At 65.9% G+C, this 20,939-nt stretch carries 15 protein-coding genes; 2 read left to right on the top strand and 13 right to left on the bottom strand.

Features of this window, described 5'->3' with window-relative positions; genetic code table 11:
* Positions 1–2: 2 nt before the first annotated feature.
* The 3 genes from GX414_09290 to GX414_09280 form a co-directional block, all read right to left on the bottom strand.
* Positions 3–1,595 carry a glycosyltransferase gene (locus GX414_09290; protein NLI47289.1) on the bottom strand — a complete coding sequence of 531 codons (1,593 nt, stop codon included), beginning with the start codon at positions 1,593–1,595 and terminating at the stop codon, positions 3–5.
* 133 nt (positions 1,596–1,728) lie between these two features.
* Complete coding sequence (locus GX414_09285; GenBank protein NLI47288.1) at positions 1,729–3,174, bottom strand: nucleotide excision repair endonuclease; 1,446 nt, start codon at positions 3,172–3,174, stop codon at positions 1,729–1,731.
* Positions 3,171–4,394 carry a hypothetical protein gene (locus GX414_09280; protein NLI47287.1) on the bottom strand — a complete coding sequence of 408 codons (1,224 nt, stop codon included), beginning with the start codon at positions 4,392–4,394 and terminating at the stop codon, positions 3,171–3,173. Before GX414_09280 ends, GX414_09285 begins: the two co-directional genes overlap by 4 nt.
* 178 nt (positions 4,395–4,572) lie before the next feature.
* Here GX414_09280 and rpsO point away from each other — a divergent pair, with 178 nt between their 5' ends.
* Positions 4,573–4,842: a 30S ribosomal protein S15 gene (gene rpsO, locus GX414_09275; GenBank protein NLI47286.1), complete on the top strand. Its 270-nt coding sequence runs from the start codon at positions 4,573–4,575 to the stop codon at positions 4,840–4,842.
* Between the two features lie 178 nt (positions 4,843–5,020).
* Positions 5,021–7,225, top strand: a complete 2,205-nt coding sequence (gene pnp, locus GX414_09270; GenBank protein ID NLI47285.1) for a polyribonucleotide nucleotidyltransferase — start codon at positions 5,021–5,023, stop codon at positions 7,223–7,225.
* Positions 7,226–7,311: 86 nt separating this feature from the next.
* On the opposite strand, the gene GX414_09265 is transcribed toward pnp, so the two are convergent.
* The 10 genes from GX414_09265 to lpxB form a co-directional block, all read right to left on the bottom strand.
* Entirely contained in the window at positions 7,312–9,324 is a 2,013-nt protein-coding gene (locus GX414_09265; GenBank protein NLI47284.1) for an Rne/Rng family ribonuclease, read from the bottom strand.
* 159 nt (positions 9,325–9,483) lie between these two features.
* Positions 9,484–10,473 (bottom strand): HD domain-containing protein, encoded by a 990-nt coding sequence (locus GX414_09260; GenBank protein ID NLI47283.1) that lies wholly within the window; start codon positions 10,471–10,473, stop codon positions 9,484–9,486.
* Complete coding sequence (locus tag GX414_09255; protein ID NLI47282.1) at positions 10,470–10,742, bottom strand: RNA-binding S4 domain-containing protein; 273 nt, start codon at positions 10,740–10,742, stop codon at positions 10,470–10,472. The genes GX414_09260 and GX414_09255 overlap by 4 nt, the downstream gene beginning before the upstream one ends.
* Before the next feature lie 23 nt (positions 10,743–10,765).
* The gene (locus GX414_09250) at positions 10,766–11,770 is read right to left on the bottom strand and encodes a hypothetical protein (GenBank protein ID NLI47281.1); all 1,005 of its coding nucleotides are present in this window, start codon (positions 11,768–11,770) and stop codon (positions 10,766–10,768) included.
* Positions 11,760–12,722, bottom strand: a complete 963-nt coding sequence (locus tag GX414_09245; GenBank protein NLI47280.1) for a hypothetical protein — start codon at positions 12,720–12,722, stop codon at positions 11,760–11,762. Before GX414_09245 ends, GX414_09250 begins: the two co-directional genes overlap by 11 nt.
* 83 nt (positions 12,723–12,805) lie before the next feature.
* Entirely contained in the window at positions 12,806–16,264 is a 3,459-nt protein-coding gene (gene mfd / locus GX414_09240) for a transcription-repair coupling factor (protein NLI47279.1), read from the bottom strand.
* A 19-nt stretch (positions 16,265–16,283) separates the two neighbouring features.
* Entirely contained in the window at positions 16,284–16,787 is a 504-nt protein-coding gene (gene rfaE2 / locus GX414_09235; protein ID NLI47278.1) for a D-glycero-beta-D-manno-heptose 1-phosphate adenylyltransferase, read from the bottom strand.
* Entirely contained in the window at positions 16,747–17,640 is an 894-nt protein-coding gene (locus tag GX414_09230; protein ID NLI47277.1) for a hypothetical protein, read from the bottom strand. Before GX414_09230 ends, rfaE2 begins: the two co-directional genes overlap by 41 nt.
* The gene (locus GX414_09225) at positions 17,606–19,693 is read right to left on the bottom strand and encodes a hypothetical protein (protein NLI47276.1); all 2,088 of its coding nucleotides are present in this window, start codon (positions 19,691–19,693) and stop codon (positions 17,606–17,608) included. The genes GX414_09230 and GX414_09225 overlap by 35 nt, the downstream gene beginning before the upstream one ends.
* Complete coding sequence (lpxB, locus tag GX414_09220) at positions 19,693–20,901, bottom strand: lipid-A-disaccharide synthase (protein NLI47275.1); 1,209 nt, start codon at positions 20,899–20,901, stop codon at positions 19,693–19,695. The genes GX414_09225 and lpxB overlap by 1 nt, the downstream gene beginning before the upstream one ends.
* Positions 20,902–20,939: the final 38 nt, after the last annotated feature.

Genomic DNA, 20,939 nt, shown 5'->3' with positions numbered 1-20,939 from the left:
CGCTAGTCGAGCAGCGCCCGCAACCGCCGGTATTGCATGTCCACAAAGGGGAACTTGAGCAGGTTGTGGAACAGCGAGGAGAAGCCGGTGTAAAAGTACCCGACGATGAACAGCAGCAGGAAGGGGAGGACGCCGAAATTGCCGATCGCCACGCAATAGCCGAACACCCAGGTGAAAAAGCAGCCGAACGCGATCTCCACCAGCGGCCAGATGCCGATCTTGCCGCGGTACTTTTTCCGCAGCCAGCTGTCCTTCCGGCCGGTGACGTGGTACTTGGGGGTGCGGACGAAAGCCGACTTGATGCCGAGCACCGCCTCGATAACGGCCTTGCCGTTGGTCACCGTCAGGCCGATGCCCAGCGCCATGAGGAACGGCAGGAGCCGGACCCGCTCTTTCCAGTCGGTGTACAGCGCTTTCTGGGAATGGATGTAAAACAACGCCACGCTCAGCGTGGAGGCGACGAAGATGGGCAGATCCAGAACCAGCATCTCCCAGATACCCTGGTGGAAGCGTACGATGATCGACGGCAGCAGGACGAGCGACAGCAGCACCATCAGCGGATAGGCGAAGTTGGCGGTCAGGTGGAACACCGCCTCGGTTTTGACGGGACGGGGGAGCGGCGCCCGGAGGATGGGGCCCAGCATCTTGAGGCAGACCTGGGTGGAGCCCTTGGCCCAGCGATTCTGCTGGTTCTTGAAGGCGTTCATCTCCACCGGCAGCTCGGCGGGGCACTCGATTTCGGGCAGGTAGACGAACTTCCAGCCCTTCATCTGGGCGCGGAGGCTCAGGTCCAGATCCTCGGTGATCGTGTCGTGGCTCCAGCCGCCGGCGTCGGCGATCGCCTGCTTGCGCCACAGTCCGGCGGTGCCGTTGAAATTGACGAACAGCCCGGCGCGGGCGCGGGGCAGGCTTTCCATCATGAAGTGGCCGTCGAGGAACAGGGTCTGGGCGCGGGTCAGTAGGGAGTAGTCGCCGTTGAGGTGGGTCCAGCGAGTCTGGACGATCGCCACCCGCGGATCGGTGAAGTGATGCACCGTGCGCTGGAGAAAGTCGGAATGGGGCACGAAGTCGGCGTCGAAAATGGCCACGATGTCGCCTTTGGCGGTGCGCAGCCCGTTCTCCAGCGCGCCGGCCTTGAAGCCGCCGCGGTTGGTCCGGTGGATGTACTCCACGTCGAAGCCGCGGTCGGTCCAGTACGCCACCGCCTGTCGCATGATACCCACCGTCTCGTCGGTGGAATCGTCCAGGACCTGGATGTGGAGCTTGTCCTTGGGGTAGTCCAGCTGGCAGGCGGAGTTGAGGATCCGGGGGCCCACATACATTTCGTTGTACATGGGGAGCTGCACCGTGACCATGGGCAGTTCCTCGAAGTGGCCCGCCGGCGCCACTCGCTCGTGGCGGTGCTTGCGGAAGAGGTGGAGGTAGTAAAACCGGCGCAGCCCGTAGGCGCTCAAGAAGATTAGGACGCCGAAGTAGATGAGCAGGATGACCAGATCGAACAGTTCGGGGCGGTACAGGAACGAGAGGTTGCCACTCTCTAGGAATTTTTCGTAGCTGCCCGGGGGCAGGCGATGGCTGAACGGATTTCCGAACATAGGCTCCTCATCCGGATGGATTGACGGGGTGTTGAGTGAAATGATCCGCCATACGAATGCCTATGCTAAACAAGTGCGCGGGCGAGGTGAAGCCGTATCTTGTATGGAATTGTCGCGGATTGTAAGCAGGCCGTCAGCGGTAAATGCGGGGTCCGTCGACGGCGGTTTCGGCGAGGGCGCGAGTGATGGCGCGAGCCAGGGTGTCGCGATCGGGGAAATCGTGGAATTTGAAAAAGGTGACGGACTGGTTGTTCTTGCGGAGCCAGCGCAGCGCCAGGGGAAAAGACGCCTCCCGATATACCTGCAGAGCCGGGTGCGGCTGGCCGGCGGCGACTGCAGCCAGCACGGTGTCCAGCACCTCCGGCTGGACGCCGGCCCGCGGCAGAGCCAGGCTGCGGATCTGGCCGCCCGGATGCAACGCCCAGAGGCGGACTTTCCCGGTGTCGGGGTGCGGCAGCAGGGCCAGGAGCACGTCCTCGATCCCCTTCTCGCTGGGTGTCGGTTGGGTGTCCAGTTGCACATTGACGGTGGGTTGGTGGCGGGCGATGAGCTCGGCCTCCTCCAGCATCGCCTCCAGGTCGGAACCGAGAACGATGTGGCGCAGCCGACGGGTGTCGCGCTGGATCCGCTCCAGCTTCGGATCATCGTCGGCCCGCCAGCGGAAGTAGCTCTGGACCCGCCGGCGCAGGTTGACGCTTTTGCCCACGTAAATGACCGAGTCACGGGCGTCCAGGAACAGGTACACGCCCGGGGTTTCGGGGAGCGCCGCCAGGTCGGCCGGCGTGAAGGCGTAGCGCCCGAAATCCACCGGGGCGTGGCGGGCGGCCAGCGCGTCATCCAGCTCATCGAGCCGCTCCACGCCCTGGATCGCCAGCTCGGCGGCCAGCCGCGGCAGCAGCGCCGGCAGCGCGGCCAGCTCGTCGACGAACGGATCGTCCCGGCGGGTCGCCACGGCGGCAAAATCCAGCAGGGCGTCGAGGGCGGGCCGCGGCCTGCCGGGCAGGGCCAGCCAGCCCATGTCGGCCAGCGACCATAACGGCTCCGGCAACACGGATCCGGTGTCTTCGGCGACCTGAAGCCAGGGGCCGAGGTCTCGGGCATTCAATCCCCGGAGACACAGGCCGCCGCCGGCGAACGCCTCGTCCAGAACGCGCAACACCTTGAGCTCGGTGAGGAGCTGCGGCGGCGCCAACCCCTCCAGTGCGGCGGCGGCCGCCCGCAGGGCGTCCGCAGGCCCCACGGCGGCGATCTGGCATTCGACGGGCGATTCGGCGCCGGGCTGGTAACGGGTCACGGCCACGAGCCGCAGCGGCCCCTGACCGGACGGTCGAGTGGTCGCTGAGAGCACCGTCCAAGGGAGCGCCGCCAGCCGATCGCCGGCCGAATCGGGAACGGCTTCCCAGCCTTCGGGCAGGCGGCGGAAGCGCGGGTCGCGCCGGAGGGCCGTCTCAAGGATACGCACTGCGGCCGCCTGGCCCGACATCGCGGCACCCAGGTGGCGGATGCACAGTTCGGCGGCCGGCACCGGAGCCGCCGCGCCGCGCAAGGCGTCGTAGATGCGATCTTCGAGGCGCTTCATGGCGACCCGTCCCCGATCCGGAGAAGCACCGTATCGGGCGCGGTCCGCCTCGCCACGAGCCGGGGGGCGTCGGCGGACCAGGCGGACAGGGCGGCCTGGAACCGGTCAGCGTCGGCGGGGACGTCCCAGGCGATGAGCCAGAGGACCAGCGGGGGACGGCCGTCGCTGCGCTCCACCAGCACCAGGGTATCGCCGCCCCAGCCACGGGCGGATCCGACGGCATCCGCTTCGGGCAGGCCGCGCTTCAGAAATTCGGCCAGCTGAAACTGGCCCCAGCAGCGGAGCCGGCCGGTTTGCCGCCCCAGCTCACGCCAGTGTGTTTCGTCCAGGGTGAGCGGCCGGCCGCTTTCGGGCGGTGTCGCCAGGAACTTGTCCGGCCGCAGAATCTGTTCGGTGGTGGCGGGCGGATGCTCCACCAGCCGGAGGGTCTGGGCGAACGTGCGTGTCTCCATCAGCCGACAGACGAAATCGGTGCCCTCGAGATAGGGGAAAAGCAAGGCGGCTTGCAGGAAGGCCGGCGCCCGGGCGAACACCGCCGCCTGTCCCTGGGACTGCCGGACGGCGCTGCGCATCATGGCGGCGATGCCGGGGATGGCAGCGACCTGTTCCACCGGGGAGTCGGTCATATACGCCAGCATCGCAACGGTGGCCGTGCCTTCGAGCAGGGCCATCAAGGCCAGGGCGGCGTCATCGTTGTGGCGGACCCGGGCCTGGAGGGCGCCGATCCCGCCGTACTGATCCTGCAGGGCATGGACCAACTCGTGGGCCATGACCGCTTCCTGCAGGTCCGGCGCGATCCAGTCGGCCATCACGTAGGCGCCGCTGTCCGGGTCGTAATAGCCGCCCAGTTGTTCGGTGTAGAGATCCACCACCAGACGCTTTAGATCCGTCCCGACCGGCACGAGCCCCAGGGTTTCCAGAATGAGTGTTTCTTCGCGGATCTCGGCCTCGGTGTAGTCCTCGCCGAGCTTGCGCAGCACCAAGGCCTCGATCTCGGCCTTGCTCATGGTGCGCGCGGCGACTGGTCGCTTGCGCGAGACGCCGGTGAGCCGCTCGAGCTTGGCCAGCACCCGCTCCACGGCCGCAGCGTCCGGCGCCACGTCCGCTGTCGCCTGTTCGCCGGCAGCGGGTGTTGCCATGGCGGGGGCCGCAACCGGAAGGATTTCCAGGCCAGCCAGCCAGGCGCAGATACACAGCAGCAGGGTGAACAGTCGAACCATGGACGCGGACTCCTGTGGCAATCGGCGGCCATTGTAGCAGATCCGGTGCCTGTTTTCATCGCCCCGGCTGGGCCGGACATCGAGGGCGGTTCCGCGGCTCTGGAAAAATTTCTCTTTACAGGCCGGGGAAGCTGTGATAAAAGATCTGTCTTTTGATCGACGCCCGAGGAGGACACTCTTGTCTCTGACGAACGAATCGAAGCAGCAGATCATGAAGCAGTACCAGCGCCACACCAAGGACGTTGGATCCACGGAAGTCCAGGTGGCGTTGCTGACCCAGCGCATCAACGACCTCAATGAGCATTTCCGGTCCCACGTCAAGGATCATCACTCCCGGCGCGGTCTCCTGCAGCTCGTGGGGCAGCGGAAACGGCTGCTGGAATACCTGAAGCAGACCGACATCGAGCGCTATCGCAAGCTCATCGGCGAGCTGGGGCTGAGGAAGTAACCGCTAATTTGACTGCACCCGATACTGATACTGACCAAGACGCCGCGAGGAAGGGGTGCCCCCTCCCGCCGGCGTCTTGTTATATTTCCCTTCCCGTCATCCTGAGACCAACGGCCGATGCCGCACCGGCATCCCGGATCATGAAACCGGGGAGACACCCGCATCTGGAGGATTCGATATGATTTACCGTGCATCGGTTGAAATCGGGGGCCGCGAGCTGACCATCGAGACTGGCCGGCTGGCCAAGCAGGCCAACGGCGCCGCGCTGATCCGCTACGGCGACACCGTAATCATGGCCACGGCTTGCGCCGCCACCAAACCCCGGGAGAACGCCTCGTTCTTGCCCCTGACTGTGGATTACCGCGAGTACACTTACGCCGCCGGCAAGTTTCCGGGCGGCTTCCACAAGCGCGAGGGCCGGCCGTCGGAGAAGGAGATCCTGACCAGCCGCCTCATCGACCGGCCGCTGCGCCCCCTGTTCCCGGAGGGTTACTTCCGCGACACCCAGATCGTCGCACTGGTGTTTTCGGCGGACGGGGTCAACGATCCCGACACCATGAGCATCTGCGGCGCCTCGGCGGCGCTGTACCTGTCGGACATTCCCTTTACCACCCCCATCGCGGGCGTGCGCATGGGCTACATCGACAACCAGCACGTGGTCAACCCGACTCCGGCCCAGCTCGCGGCCAGCCGCCTGAACCTGGTGGTCGCCGGCTCCGAGGAGGCCCTCGTGATGGTGGAGGCCGCGGCCAAGGAAGTCAGCGAGGAGGTCCTGCTCGAGTCGCTGCTGCTGGCCCACGAGCAGATCCGCAAGATCATCGGCCTGATCAAGCATCTGGCGCAACAGAAGCAGCCGGTCAAGCCCGTCGTGGAACCGCCGGCCATGCCCGCCGAGGCCGTGGCCGAAGTCCGGCAGGCGGTCGCCGACAAGATTCTGGCCGCGCTGTACACCCCGGGCAAGCTGGCCAGCGAGCGCGCCATGGACGCCGTGAAGGACGAGCTCCTCGGTGCCATCCCCGAGGAGGAGAAGGAGAAGAAGGCCCTGTTCAGCGGTATCTTCGAGAAATTGAAGGAGGAGATCTTCCGCGAGGAGATCCTGGTGAAGGGTACGCGGCCCGACCGCCGGGGCACCGAGGAGATCCGGCCCATCGACATCGAGGTGGGGGTCATGCCCCGCACCCACGGCTCGGCGCTGTTCACCCGCGGCGAGACCCAAGCGCTGGTCACCGCCACGCTGGGCACGCCCGAGGACACGCAGATCATGGACACCTTGGACGGCGAGTCGGAGAAGACCTTCATGGTCCACTACAATTTCCCGCCGTTCAGCGTGGGCGAGGTGGCCTTCCTGCGCGGCCCCGGCCGCCGGGAGATCGGCCACGGCGCGCTGGCCGAGAAGGCGCTCAAGGCCATGGTGCCCACTGAGGAGCAGTTCCCCTACACCATCCGGGTCGTTTCCGACATCCTGGAATCCAACGGCTCGTCGTCCATGGCCACCGTCTGCGGCGGCTCGCTGGCACTCATGGATGCCGGCGTGCCCATTCCGAAGCACATCGCCGGCGTGGCCATGGGCCTGATCAAGGAAGGCGACCGCTACGCCGTCCTGACGGACATCGCCGGGTTTGAGGATCACTACGGCGACATGGATTTCAAGGTGGCCGGCACCGTCGATGGCGTCACCGCCCTGCAGATGGACATCAAGATCACCGGCATCACCCCGGAGATCATGAAGCAGGCGCTGGACCAGGCCAAACGCGGCCGCATGTACATTTTGGACAAGATGAATGGGGTGCTGGCCAAGCCGCGCGAGAACCTGGCCGCCAACGCGCCGCGGCTCCACACCATGGAGATCGCCGTGCACCGCATCAAGGACCTCATCGGACCCGGCGGCAAGAACATCAAGGCGATCGTCCTCGCCACCGGCGCCAAGATCGACATCGAGGACGACGGCAAGGTCAAGATCTATGCGTCCGACGAGCAGTCGGCCCAGGACGCCATCCGCCGAATCAACGAGCTGTGCGAGGAGGCGGAGATCGGCAAGGTCTACACCGGCCGGGTGACCCGCCTGGAGACCTATGGCGCGTTCGTGGAGATTTTCCCCGGAACCGAGGGACTGTTGCACATCTCCGAAGTCGCTCACCAGCGCACCCGCGACATCCGTGACGTGGTCAACGTGGGCGACGAGATCCAGGTCAAGGTGCTGGGAATCGAGCCGCCCAACAAGATCCGGCTCAGCATGAAGGCGCTGCAGGAACCACCGGCGGGCATGGAGGAATCCGGCTTGGCCGAGGGCCACAGCCACCCGCGTGAGCACCGCGAGCATCGGGACCGCCGTGAGGGACACGGCGACCGGGACCGCGGTCCCCGCGGGCCGCGCCGTCACTGATCCGATTCCGGCGACCGAAAAAAAACGAGGCGGGCTGCATCCAGCAGCCCGCCTTGTGTTTTTGAGGACCGCGCGGAGCGGCGCCGTCAGATGCCGACGATGTCGAATGCGGTCAATTCCAGCATCGAGTCCGGGATCAGGACCACCGGCCGGTGGAAATCTTTTTCGATGGCCGCGACCACTTCCCGCTCGATGCTCTTGAGCGCCCGGATGACATTCGGATGGGCGCGGATCTCGACCTGGGTGCCTTCCAGCGACTTGCGCATCCGCGCCACGTGCGCGTAAATCTCGTAGCAGATGGTGGACACCGACTTGGTGAAACCCGACCCGCCGCACAGGGGGCAGGGCTCGGACAGATTCTTCTCCAAGGCGCTGGCCGACCGTTTCCGGGTCATGATCACCATGCCGAAATCATTGAACGGAATGACCTTGGTGGGCACCTTGTCCTTGCGCAGTTCCAGCGTCAGGGCGTCCAGAACCAGCCGTTTGCTTTTCTTCTCCTGCATGTCGATGAAATCGATCACGATGATGCCGCCGAGGTTCCGCAGACGGATCTGGCGCATGGCCTCCTTGGCCGCGTCCACGTTGATCTTGGTGATGGTCTCCTCGAAGCTGTTTCCCTTGCCCACGTACTTGCCGCTGTTGACGTCGATGGCCACGAGCGCTTCGGTGTGATTGACGACGATGAAGCCGCCGGAGGGGAGCCAGACCTTCTGCCGGGTGGCGCGCTGGATCTCGGGCGTCAGGTTGAAATGGTCGAAGATCGAAGCGTCGCGCGAGTACAGCTTTACGCGCGACAGGAGCGTGGGCATGAAGCGCTCGACGAAGTTCACGATGGCGGCGTACTCGGTTTCGTCGTCCACCCAGATGTTCTGAAAGCTGTCGTCCAGCTTGTCCCGGAGGAGTTTTTCCACCAGGTCGAGCTCCTGGTAGAGGAGACACGGGGCGGATTCGGCGGCGCCACGGGTCTGGATATCGTCCCACGTCTTCATCAGGTATTCCATGTCCTGAACCAGTTCGGCCTCGCTGAGCCCCTCGCTGGCCGTACGGATGATGAAGCCGCCCGGACGCTCCTTGCGGTTCTGGATGATGATGGTGCGGAGCCGTTTCCGCTCCTGGTCGCTGTGGATCTTGCGGGACACGCCCACGTGATTGACGGTGGGCAGGAACACGAGCTGGCGCCCGGGGAGCGAGATGTGGGAGGTGATCCGGGCGCTCTTCAGGGACATGGGCTCCTTCATGACCTGAACGATGATCTCCTGGCCCGGTTTCAGCATGGTGGCGATGTTGCCGGGCTCCGCCTCGCCGGCCAGGTTGAACCCCTTGCGCTTCCGGCGGCCGCCGCGCGGGCGGCTGGCGCAGAAGGTGAGGTCGGGGTCGGGAAAGCGGATGGTGGCTGTGCCGTCTTCGGCGTCGGTGCGGTCGCGCTCCGGTTCCGGCGCGTCGGCGGCAGGCTGGGCCCAAGGGGAGGTCCAGGACGGTTCCGCCGGGGTGGCGGCGGTTTCCGCCGGGAGAGATTCCGTGCCCGCGGCCGCCTCGACGGCGGTCTCCGCCAACGGTCCAGCCGTTGCCGGCGTGGCCTCGGCGGCTTCGGAATCCGCAGCCGTTGCATCGGCGGCGGCCCGCGTGCGCGACCGGGAGCGGGACGACCGGCGGGAGCGGCGGCGCTTCTTCGGCGCCTCGGCCGTTCCCTCAACCGCTGCGGATTCGACATCCGCCGCCGGAGCCGCCTCCGTCTCGACGGCTTCTCTCTCGGGCGGTGCCGAGATGGCAGTCTCCGCTTCCGCCGGCTCCTCGGGCGGTCGCGCCGGCGGTTTGGCGGCGCGTCCCTTGGGCACGTCCACGTCGAGGGTTTCCTTCAGATCGGCGAACTCCTCGAAGAAGTCGGTGACATAGAGGAAGGCGTTTTTTTCGATGCCGATGTCCACAAAGGCCGACTGCATACCCGGCAGCACCTTTCCCACCCGGCCCTTGTAGATGTTGCCGACGATGCTGCGGTCCTTGCGGCGCTCCACATGGTATTCGGCCAGCGCACCGTCCTCCAGAATGGCGGCATGCACCTCGAACGGGGTGACGTGCACCATCATTTCACGGCTCATGGTGTACACCTCGAGCTTGAAGGTTGTAGAGTGGGAATCCGGCGTGTGCTGTCAGGAAAAAATATCTTTACGCCACCGGACGGTCCAGGATTCCCATTGTCCGGTCGTTAAAATTCCATGCCGCTGAGGATCTTAGCACAGCGGCGGGGAAAATCCAAATCATTCGTCGGCGCCTACGCCCTCCGCCGGCTTGTCCTCCGCGACCGAGCGGCGATAGATGAATCGCTGCAGGTTGGTGTTGTAGGGGGTCCAGTGATCGCTCTCGCCGGCCTGCTGAATCGCCTCGAGGAAGGTGCCCAGCTTGGCGTCGAGATCGTCCAGGTAGGACAGGGCCAGAGCTTCCAGGGTCTTGGGGCGTTTGGGCGAACCGAATTCCAGTTCGCGGTGGTGGCTGATCACCAAATGGAGCAGCTCCATCCGGAGGTCGGCGGGAAAATCGGGGATGGCCGAGATCCTGCGGTCCAGCAGGATGGCTTCCATGGTGATGTGCCCGACGAGGCGGCCCTCGTCGGTGTAATCGATGCTCTTACCCCAGACCAGCTCGTCCAGTTTGCCGATGTCGTGGAGCGCGGCGCCCGCCAGCAGCATGCTCTTGTTCAGGAATGGGTAATGCTGGCAGATGCGGACGCACAACTGCATCACCGACAGCGTGTGATCCAGCAGGCCGCCGATATACGCGTGATGGAGCGCCTTGGCCGCGGGGCACTGTTTGAATCGGGCCTGCAGTTCCGGCTCGCCGAAGATGTCCAGGAGCAGGCGGCGCAGGAACGGATCAGCCACCTCCCGGTCAATGCCGTCGAGGAGGGCGGCGTAGCTCTGGTCGGTGTCGCGGTGCGACTTGCGGATGAAGTCATCCAACTCCACCTGGTCGGGTTCGACCCGTCGGATCTTGTGGATGGTGATCTGGGTGGCGTTGTTGAATTCCTTGGTCATTCCGATCACGTGGACGAACTGATCCACGTCGAACTTGGCGCGGAAGACATCCACGTTGTCCCAGAGGAAGGCGGTGATGGTGCCGGTCCGATCGGCCAGCACGGTGAAGATGAAATCCCCCCCCTGCTTTTTCGGCCGGATTTCCTTACGGACCACCAAAAACACGTCATCGACGTTCTGGTTCGGAAGGTAATCGGAAACGTATTTGGCTTTCAATCCAGTATGTCCTTTCGTTCGGTGTCGAGCAGCGTGACCAGCTCGCGGGCTTCGGTTCGAGCGACGTTGCGGCCGTCGGGCAGCCGCTCCACGCGGTAGCGGCGGCGCGTGCCGGGCGCGTCCACTTCGATGATGTCGCCGGCACGAATCTCCTGGGCTGCCTTGGCCGTCCGGCCGTTGACCCGCACGGCCCCGCTGTCGCACAGCCGCTTGCCCAGCGGGCGGCGGGCGATGATCCGGCTCACGCGCAGAAACATGTCGAGGCGCATGCCGGCGCGACCCCTGCGGGCCCCTACCTGGGCTCGGCGTCGGGGTCGTAGTCCCCACGGAATTCGGGAAACACATACACGTAGGCCTGCTTGCGCAGCTCCGCCATGAACTCCTTCATGACCGGCTCCAGCCGGATGCGGAAGAGCTTCTCCTCGACATCGCGGCGGACCTCCTCAAGGGGACGCTGTACGGCGGCGGTCCGCTTGACGAGCTGGAGAATCTCGAAACCGAACTCCATCTCCAGTACGCGGCTGTACTGGCCGGGTTGCAGTGTCTGAACCACTTCCCGGATGGTCGGGGTCAGGTTGGACAGGGGGAAGCTGCCGATATTGCCCCCGTCCTTGGCCGACGGGCCGTCGGAGAACGCCTTGGCCAGATCCGTGAATGCCTGGCCGGCCTGCAGCTCCTGGTGGACCTGGTTGATCCGGGCCCGCACTTCGTCGACATTCTTGTCCTTCGTGTAGAGGACGATCTCGGCCAGCTCCACCTGTTCGGGCGTCGTGAACTCCTGGATGTGGTCTTGGTAGTACTTCTCCACCTCGCCGGTCATGACCTTGATCCGCTGGCGGACAATGGCGCCCCGAATCCGGCTGACCAGGATCTGGCGCTTCAGGTTCTCATAGTAGTCGGCGTAGACGATCCCCGCCTTGGCCATCTCCTGCTTGAGCGCGTCCATGTTGGGGATGCTGTTCTGTTTCATCAGATCTTCCAGGTAGGCGTTGGCCTCCAGGTCCAGATCCTCGCTCATGCCGTACTCGTTGGCCTTCTGGACGAGCAGCAATTCGTTGATCAGGGTGGGCAGGATCTGCTTCACCGTCTCGTTGTAGCGGGCGGTCAGCTCGTCGCCCTGGTAGCGGCCGCGCATCTGCTTGAGCACGGTGTCCTTTTCGCGGTTGTACTGGGTCAGGGTGATGATGTCGTTGTTGACCTGAGCGACGATTTGCTCGATCACCTCGCCCCGGACCCAGCCGGGAATCAGCCCTGCGAGCAGCAGGCCCGCCAGGGCCGTGAGCGCTCTATTTCGCATGGTCGGCCTCCACGATGGTTCGGGTCAGAATTGATGGGTCGGGAACAAAATCCAGCGCCTGCCGGTGGAGCGTCGGGCGGTACCTGGCGACCAGCTCGTCGAGCAGGGCGGCGTGGGCGGCCCGCTCCTTGTCCATGCGCAGCTGCTGGATGATTGCTTCCCGAACCTCGTAATATTTCTGGGGATGGGACTGGATGACCTCTTCCAGGTAGAAGATGTGGAATCCGTACTGGGTCCGCATCACCTCGGAGTAGCCGCCCGGCTTCAACCCGATGATGATCGCCTCGAAATCGGGCGGCAGCTGCCCCGGCTGAAACAGTCCGAGATCACCGCCGTTGGCGGCAGATGGGGCGCGGGAGAACTGTCGGGCGAAAGCGCTGAAACGGGGCTTGCCGCTCTCGCGGAGTTCAGTATGGATCTGCCGGGCCAACCCTTCGTCGTCCACCAGGATTTCGCGCACGTGGAAGCGCTTGGGCACCAGGTATTCTCCGCTGTGCTGGGCGAAATGGGCTTCAGCTTCCGCTTCGGTCACCTGGAGCTGTCCGCCGATCCGCCGGTTCAAATACTCCTGGATGATCAACTCGTCGCCGGACAGGGTCAGCCCATCGGCGTCGCCCGTTCGCGCCGGTTGTTTCGAGTTGCCGCCAAGATCCGGCGGTCGGCTGATCCCGTCGTCGCGGGCGGCAGTCAACAGCAGGCTGCGCTCGATGAATTCGTTGAGGATGGTGGTGTTCTCGGCGTTGCCCAGCGGGGCCGAATCACCGATGGTGGACACAAAGCCCTGCCGGAACCGGTTGAATTCGCTGGACTTGAAGACAGCCTTCCCCACTGTGAGAACCACGGCCCGGTCCGTCTGGAACCAGGCCGAGGCGGGGCCGGGCGGGGTGCCTGCGCCGGGCTCCTCGCCCCGACAGGCCGCCAGGGTCAGGGTCAGGGCCAGGGTGCATGGCATCGCCGCCGGCAGGCCAAACGACTTCCGGCGGATTCGATGGAATTGTCTATCGGGAGCGTTCGCGCGCATCATGCCCTTTCAAATCAGGAAATACTACCACAAGCATGCAGCTCCAGCAATGTGCTTTTCAAGTGTTGGAACATCTCGAGGATGGATGAGAACGTCTGTCGGAGAATGAGAAAACCGCCCGGGGCGAAGGCGAGGGGTTCGCCCGCCTGGATCTTGCGAATCAGTCGGTCGGTGTCCACCGGGGAGTCCTCGGAGAACTGTATCCGGAACTCGTCCTGCCGGCGCTCGATGGAGAGCACGGCCAGTCGGGTGGCCAGCAGCTTGAGCTGCATGTACTCGAACAGGTACTCGAGCACCTCGGGGAAGGCGCCGTACCGGTCCCGGACCTCCGCGCGCAGCTCCTGGAGGGCGGCGTCGTCGGCCGCCGAGGCGATGCGCTTGTAGAGCCGTAGGCGCTCTTCTTCCTGGGGAATGTAGTCGGCGGGGATGCGGAGCTTGACCTGGAGGTTGAGTTTGAGGCGCTCGGGGGGCAGGTAGCGCTCGCCCTTCAACTCCCGGACGGCCTCCTCGAGCAGGCGGCAGTACATCTCGAAACCCACCGCTTCGATGTGTCCGTGCTGTTCCGCGCCGAGCAAGTTGCCTGCGCCGCGGATCTCCAAATCCAGGGCCGCCAGGCGGAACCCGGCGCCGAGTTCGGTGAAGTCGCGGATGGCCGCCAGGCGCTTGCGGGCCGAGTCGGTGAGCTGCTCGAACGACGGCACGAACAGCCAGGCATAGGCCCGCCGGTTGGAACGGCCCACCCGGCCGCGGAGCTGATAGAGCTGCGCGAGGCCGAAGCGGTGGGCGTGGTTGATGATGATGGTGTTGACCAGGGGGATGTCGATGCCGTTCTCGATGATGGTGGTGGACAGGAGGACGTCGTATTCCTGGGCGATGAAGGCGAGCAGAATGCGCTCCAACTCGTTCTCGGGCATCTGGCCGTGGGCGATCACCACCCGCGCCTCAGGCACGAGTGTGCGGATCCGGGCGTCGATCTCATGGATGGTGTCGATCCGATTGTGGATGAAATAGACCTGGCCGCGGCGGGCCAGCTCCTGCCGCACCGCCTCCTGGATCGCATCCTCGGCGTACCGCATCACCTGGGTCTGGATCGAGAGCCGGTCCTTCGGCGGCGTTTCGATGACCGAGATGTCGCGGATGCCCACGATCCCCATGTGCAGCGTGCGGGGGATGGGCGTGGCGGTGAGGGTCAGGACGTCCAGATCGGTGCGGAGCTGTTTGATCCGCTCCTTGTGGCGCACGCCGAAGCGCTGCTCCTCGTCCACAATCAGCAGGCCGAGTCGGGGGCACACCACATCCTTGGAGAGCAGGCGGTGGGTGCCCACGATGATGTCCACCTTGCCTTCGGCCAGGTCGGCCAGCACCGCCTTCTGCTCGCGGGCGCTGCGAAACCGGCTGAGCAGTTCGATGCGCACGGGGAAGGAGGCGAAACGGTTGCGGAAGGTGTTCAGATGCTGGAAGGCCAGCACGGTGGTGGGTGCAAGCACGGCCACCTGCCGTCCGGCGCCCACCGCCTTGAATGCGGCGCGCATGGCCACCTCGGTCTTGCCGTACCCCACGTCACCGCAGAGCAGTCGATCCATGGGGCGGGGCGACTCCATGTCGCGCTTGATATCCTGAATGGCCGTCCACTGGTCCGGCGTCTCCTCGAACTCGAACATGTTCTCGAACTCCCGTTGCCAGTGGTCGTCGGCGGGAAAGGCGAAGCCGGGGGCCGAGGAGCGGCGGGCGTACAGCCGGATCAGCTCGTTGGCCATATCCTGGAGGGATTTTTTCACCCGCGCCCGCGTCTTCTGCCAGGTGGCGCCGCCCAGGCGATCCATGGACGGCGCGGCGTTCTCGCTGCCGGCGAATCGCTGCACCAGATCGAGACGTTCGGCCGGGACGTAGAGCTGGGCGCGGTCAGCGTACTCGAGATGGGCGAACTCCTGTTCCGTGCCGGCGACGGCGATCCGCTCCAGGCCCCGGAAGATGCCGATCCCGTGGTCCACGTGCACGACGTAATCGCCCGGCTTCAGGTCGCGAAAATCGGAGAAGAAGGCCGAGATGGAGGCGAACCGCCGGGCCGGCAGCTCCGCTCGGCGCCGGCGGCCGCGGGGATAGATGTCGTCGCTGGCAAATACCGCCAGCGACAGGTCGGGCAGGCGGAAGCCCCGTTCCAGCGGTCCCTGGGTGATGATCACCTGCCGGCCGGCGGAAAGGTCCAGGTCCGCCCAGCGCAGTTCTTCCAGCCAGCGGTGGGCGATGCCATACTCCTCGCACAGATCGTGAATGCGCTCGCAACGGCCCCGCGAGGAGAGCACCAGCAGGATGTGCTCCCGCGTGCCGGTGATGTGCTGGGCCAGCCCGGTGAAGTTACCCAGGAACGATGTGGTCGGCGTGACGCGCAGGGTGATGGCCGCGGCGCCCTCCGCGGGGAAGGACTCCACGTGCACGCACGCCGGGTGGTTGATGAGCGTCTCTGCCGCCTCAACCGGATGGAAATGATCGGACGGCGGCAACGCGGGTCGCCCGGCGGCGACGGTCTCCCGGTAGCGTTCGGCTTGTGCGTCCCGGAAGGCAGCCATCCGTCCGGCGATGTCGTCGACGAAAAGAACCGCCGGACGGTTCGGGCCGAGATAATCCCACAGGCCGGCCGTAGCCGGGCCGAGCAGCGGCGCCAGGTGCTCGTAGCCGGGAGCAGGGACGGCACCCGCCAGCGGCTCAAGGATCTCGGCCAGTGCCCCGGAATCCGCCTCGCCGGCGAACCGGCGGGCCGCCGCCTCCGCCAGCGCGGCCAAGTGTTCAGGGCCGGCGGGGCCGGGCGTCATGGGGATGATGGTGACGGCGTCCAGCATCCGGATGGAACGCTGGCTGTCGGGATCGAAGGCGCGAAGCGACTCGATGACGTCGCCGAAGAACTCCACTCGGATCGGGTGGGTCAACTGCGGCGAGAAGACGTCCAGGACGCCGCCGCGAATGGCGAATTCGCCGGGCTCAGTGACGGGGTCCTCGGCGGTGTAGCCCCCGTCGAGCAGGCGCCGGCGGATTTCCGGGAGCGGGATCTCGCGCTGCAGCCGCAACTCCAGGAGTCGCGCGATGAACATCTCCGGCAGGGGGTAACGGTCCAGCAGACACTCCGGTGTCGTGACCAAGGCGTCGGGCGGGCGGTCCAGGAGCCGCCAGAGGGCCTGACTGCGCTGGGCCAGGATGCGCGGGTGGGGAGACAAGCCCCGGTACGGATCCGCCTCATGCGCCGGCAGCAGCGCCACGGCGCCGGCGGACCGTCCGTCCCGCCCGAGCCACCAGGCGAGCTCCTCGGCCAGCCGTTCGGCGTGGTCATTGTCCCGCGCCACCAGCAGCACCGGGGGGCCGGATGCCGCCACCACGGCGGCAGCCACCATGGGGTGGGCCGCGTCGGGGCAGCCGCAGACCCGCCGTGGGCGGCCGGGCGGGCCGGCCATTGCCTGCTGGAAATAGTTTAAGGGATCCATCGCCGGCTCCGCCGCAGGATCAGGACGCTGCTGGGTCGTCACCCGTGATCCGGCGGATCAGGGCGGATGTGGAGTAGCCCGGAGCGAACGGTAGGGAGCGGACCGTGCCGCCGCCCGCCTCCACATCCGTGCGCCCGACGATGCGGTCGGGGGTCCAGTCGCCGCCCTTGACCAGCACGTCGGGCTTGAGGGCGCGGATCGCCTCCAGCGGCGTGTCGTCGTCGAAGATGGTGACGTAGCCCACCATTTCGAGGGCGGCAAGGATCTCGGCCCGCTCCGACTCGGTCTGGATGGGCCGGGACGCGCCTTTCAGCCGGCGCACGGAGGCGTCGCTGTTGACGGCGACCACCAGCACGTCGCCCAGGGCGGCCGCCTCGCGCAGGTAGCGGATGTGGCCGGGGTGCAGGAGGTCAAAGCAGCCGTTGGTGAACACCACCCGCCGGCCGCTGGCCTGGAGGCCGGCCAGGATCGACCGCAGGGCCTCAACGCTGTGGATTTTGCTCCGGGGCACGCACGTCTCCATATTGCAGAGTGAAACGGATCTCCGTGGCGACCACCTCGCCGTTGTATGTGGCGGGTAGAAATTTCCACGAATTGCGGATGGTCTCGCGGATCCGCTCCGCCATGCCGTGGGGCGGTTCGGGCGAGAGCCGAATCTCAGATACGTTGCCCGACGGATCCATCCGGGCGATCGCTTCGACAACCCCCGCGAAGCCGGCCGCGGCCGCTTCGGGAGTCAGGCGGGGCTGCGGCCGCTTGATGATCCGGGGCGGGTTGATGCCGTCGGCGGTGAGGCAGCCGTCATGAAGATCCCGGACGGCATCGCCTTCCTCGTAGGGAATGTAGACGCCCAGGTCGGGGATCTGGCGCTGCTGGAACATCTTCGGGACGTTGGCCACGGTCAGGTCCAACTCGGCGAGGCGGCCCATGAGCGATTCGAACCGCTCCGAGCTCAGCGCCTCCAGCTCCAGGAAGCGGCCGCTCCAGCTCAGATAGATCTTGACCATGTCCTGATCGAACTGGAATGCGCCGAGGATGTCGGTGCCCATGGCGGCGCGCGGCGGGATCATCCGAAACGCCGAATATACCACGACGTTGCCCGGTTTGATTTCCGTGAACACCTGGCCTACGACGGTGAAGCCGTTCCGTTTGATGCCCACCAGATGGTGGGGTTCGAGCACGAAGGCGGTGTCGGTGAAATTGATCACGTTGATGATGGCCAGAGTGTCGCTCTTGAACTCCAGCGTGACCACCCGGGACGAGTCGGTGTAGGCGAACGCCGATTGGGCGCGGGCGGCGCCCGCCAGACCGGTCGCGCAGAGAAGAGCCGCCAGCAAAAGTTTAGCGACCGGGGTCTTTTGCGGGTGCGTCCGCATCGGGCTTGTCCTCCTCGGGTTGCTTCAGCTCGGGTTGGGCGGCATCCTGCTGCCCCGGCAGGTAGGTTTTGGCGCGGGTGAAGGGCTGGCTGAGGTACTTGGTGGCCTCGGTGACGGCGCCACGGGAGTCGTCGTTGGTGTTGACGGCCTTGTTGTATTCGGCGACCGCCCGCTGGCGCTGTCCGAGCACGTCGAAGATCTTGCCCATGTACATGTAGCAGAGGGCCACCACCCAGGGCGGCTGCTGGTCGCCATTGAGCGCTTCGCGGAAGGTGTTCTGGGCGGTGTTGTAGTTGAACTGCTCGTAGAACACCAGGGCCAGCTTGAAGAGCGCGTGCGAGTTGCGGGGCTGCCGTTCGAGGACGCGCTTGTACTCGTCGGTGGCCGACGGGAAATCGCCGAGTTCGAAATACTCATCGCCCCGAACGATGTGGACCTGGATTTCCAGCTCTTCCGACTTGCGCAGGATCCGGAAGTTCGGGTCGATGACGAGCTGGATGGGTCGCGTCTCGGTTTCAATGTTGAGCCGGGTGCTCTCGCCCTTGACGTCGATCACCTTCAGCTCGTCCTGGCCCTTGGTGACGAACTTGAGTTCCAGCGGAATCTGAAACGCGGTCAGGGTCTGGTTCACCTTGCCCACCGTCTGGAAGCCGCCCTTGGCGAGGCGGTAGACGATGTACTCCACGGAGAAATCCGGCAGGTCCACGGTGTTGATCCATTGGTTGAAGAACCAGCTGTAATCGGTACCGGTCACCTGCCGGGCGATATCGGCGATGCGCGCCGTGCTGAGCGGCTCGCGGGCGCCCAGCTCCCAGATGGTCGCGAGCAGCGGCTCGAATTTCTCCTTGCCGACAAGCGTCCGCAGCATGTGGAACACCCACGCCGACTTGGCCACCACCACCGAGTCGTACTTCTCCGAACCGACCCCCAGGTGCACGCCCCGGGCGATGGGTTCGGCATCCTGGTACTTGAGGGCATCCACCGCCAGCAGGCGCATGGTGGTGTCGAAGGCCTCCGCGCCCTTGACATCCTCGAAGTACAGGGCGGCGGCGTACTGGGACAATCCCTCCAGAATCCAGATGTCTTCGGGCGTGGCGACCTGCATGGGCAGCAGCCACTTCTGGTAGGCGAACTTGCGGATGATCTGCCGATTCTCCGGATTCTTGCTGGTGAACTCCCTGGTGGAGAGGAAGACGGAGTCCTGCATGCCGAACTGCGCCTGGAAGTTGTCGGACACCTCGACGATCCGCAACGGTTCCTGGACCGGCCGCCAGTTCCAGCGATGGCGCAGGTGCCGGACGATCTCGGCGTAACGCTGAGCGCTGCCGGCCTGCTCCGGGAATTCCGTCAGGAACCAGGTCTGGAGCGTCAGATCGCCGAAGGTGTAGTCCTGCACCTGGTATCGTCCGGCGACCAGGGTAGGTGCCAGGATGTCTTGGGCGGACTTGAAGATGTAGGTTTTGGTCAGGCCCGTGTCGATGGTCTCCGTGGACAGGCCGGCGGTGAACGGGCGCAGGCCCGTGGGCAGCGTCACCTGGAGTTCGTAAGCGGAGCGGTCCATGGGGTCGGTGTTGCGGGGGAACCACATGGACGCGGCCGGCAGCTCCACCATGTCCGGGCCGATATAGGCGTACAGGGGGTTGCCCAACTGTTTGAAGAAGTCGAAGTCCAGGCGGCTGAACAGACCGTTGTACTCCAGGTGGATGGTCATTTCGGTGCCGGCCGCCCGGGGCCGGACCAGATTGATCATGACCTCGAACTTTTCGGTGTCGTCCTGGATGAACCGGAGCGGTTCGCCGGTGTCGTCTTCGACGTGCGTCACCACGAGGTTGCCGTTCAGGCGGAAGGCGATGTAGTTGGTGCGGTCGACGATCCGGATCCGCACGTCGGCGATCGCCTCCAAACGGTTGGCGGCGGGCTGGATGTCCGCGACCAGGGTGGTCTGGAGGGTGTCGTATCGCGGCTGGTCGGTGGCGGCCGCGGCGGTGGCGGCCAGGACGGCCACCAGGAGGAGCAGCGGCGCCGCGCGGCGCAGATATAGATTGAGGGGCATCAGGTACCTCCGTGGGTTGCCGGGTTGCCGTCGAGGGCCCGCCGCAGCTCGGCGGCCACCTCGGTGGGGGCGTCGTGGGTGCCGAAGCCGGCGGCGATTTCGGCCAGCTCCGCCTTCATCCGGGAATAGATGCCCGGATCGTGATAAATGTTGAGAAACGTCCGGGCCAGGTTGTCCGGGTTGAGCCGGTCCTGCATCAGTTCCGGCACCACCTCGCGCCCGGCGATGAGGTTGACGATGGAGAAATGCGCGTTGCGCAGGATCAACCGGCCCAGCCGCCACATGGCGGGAGTGGTGCGGTAGACCATGACGAACGGGGTTCCCGCCAAGGCGGCCTGCAGCGTAGATGTGCCTGACTTGACGATGCCCATCCGGGCGTTGGCCAGGCAGCTGAGGGCGCCGCTCTCGGCCAGCACGATCCGGCCCGGGCCAAGGCCGGCCGGCGAGCCGGCAAAGCACGCGGTCAGGTGGCGTTGGACCGACTCGCGGATCGCGGCCGACGGGGTGGGGATGAGGAACCGGGTGCCCGGCACGGCGGCGGCGATGGCGGGCAGCGCCCGCAGGACCACCGGCAGGATGTGCTCGATTTCCGCCCGCCGGCTGCCCGGCAGCACGGCGACGGGGACGTCGTCTGCACCCAGCCCGTTCCGCGCGGCGAACGCGGCCGGCGGCTCGATCTCGCTCAGAGTGGCCGTGAGGGGGTGGCCCACGTAACGGACCGGCACGCGGTGCCGGCGGTAGAGGTCCTCCTCGAACGGGAAGATGCAGAGCATGCGCGCCACGCTCCGGCGGATGGTGCGGATGCGCCCGGCGCGCCAGGCCCAGACGGTGGGCGAGATGTAGTACAGCACGGTGACTCCGCGTCGCTTCAGCCAGGGCGCCAGCCGCAGGTTGAAGTCGGGGAAATCCACCAGCAGGGCGACGCGCGTCCCGCGGCGCCGGACCTCCCGCAGGCTGTCGCGGAACAGCCGCAGGTAGTGCCCCGTGAGCTTCAGGGCGTTCCACGGGCCGATAGCCGCCAGGTCGGCGACATCGGCCAGCAGTTCGGCGCCGCGGCGGCGCATGGCGTCGCCGCCGCTGCCGAAGAATTGTACGTTGGCGGCGGCCGGCAGGTTGGCGAAAGCGTCGAGAACCTGGGCGGCGTAGCGCTCGCCGGAGTTTTCGCCGGTGACGATAAGCACGGAGGATGCGGCGGACTGTCCGGTCACTCAGGTCTCCCCTGGCCGGTCCGGGCGGGCGGCTGCGG

The organism is Acidobacteriota bacterium, from assembly GCA_012517875.1.
Taxonomy (GTDB): Bacteria; Acidobacteriota; JAAYUB01; order JAAYUB01; family JAAYUB01; genus JAAYUB01.
This window is presented reverse-complemented; position numbering and strand designations above follow the sequence as displayed.

Coding starts and splice junctions, on each gene's coding strand:
- GX414_09290 (NLI47289.1), bottom strand. CDS start 1,595: ATGTTCGGAAATCCGTTCAGCCATCGCCTGCCCCCGGGCAGCTACGAA.
- GX414_09285 (NLI47288.1), bottom strand. CDS start 3,174: ATGAAGCGCCTCGAAGATCGCATCTACGACGCCTTGCGCGGCGCGGCG.
- GX414_09280 (NLI47287.1), bottom strand. CDS start 4,394: ATGGTTCGACTGTTCACCCTGCTGCTGTGTATCTGCGCCTGGCTGGCT.
- pnp (NLI47285.1), top strand. CDS start 5,021: ATGATTTACCGTGCATCGGTTGAAATCGGGGGCCGCGAGCTGACCATC.
- GX414_09265 (NLI47284.1), bottom strand. CDS start 9,324: ATGAGCCGTGAAATGATGGTGCACGTCACCCCGTTCGAGGTGCATGCC.
- GX414_09255 (NLI47282.1), bottom strand. CDS start 10,742: ATGCGCCTCGACATGTTTCTGCGCGTGAGCCGGATCATCGCCCGCCGC.
- GX414_09250 (NLI47281.1), bottom strand. CDS start 11,770: ATGCGAAATAGAGCGCTCACGGCCCTGGCGGGCCTGCTGCTCGCAGGG.
- GX414_09245 (NLI47280.1), bottom strand. CDS start 12,722: ATGCCATGCACCCTGGCCCTGACCCTGACCCTGGCGGCCTGTCGGGGC.
- mfd (NLI47279.1), bottom strand. CDS start 16,264: ATGGATCCCTTAAACTATTTCCAGCAGGCAATGGCCGGCCCGCCCGGC.
- rfaE2 (NLI47278.1), bottom strand. CDS start 16,787: ATGGAGACGTGCGTGCCCCGGAGCAAAATCCACAGCGTTGAGGCCCTG.
- GX414_09230 (NLI47277.1), bottom strand. CDS start 17,640: ATGCGGACGCACCCGCAAAAGACCCCGGTCGCTAAACTTTTGCTGGCG.
- GX414_09225 (NLI47276.1), bottom strand. CDS start 19,693: ATGCCCCTCAATCTATATCTGCGCCGCGCGGCGCCGCTGCTCCTCCTG.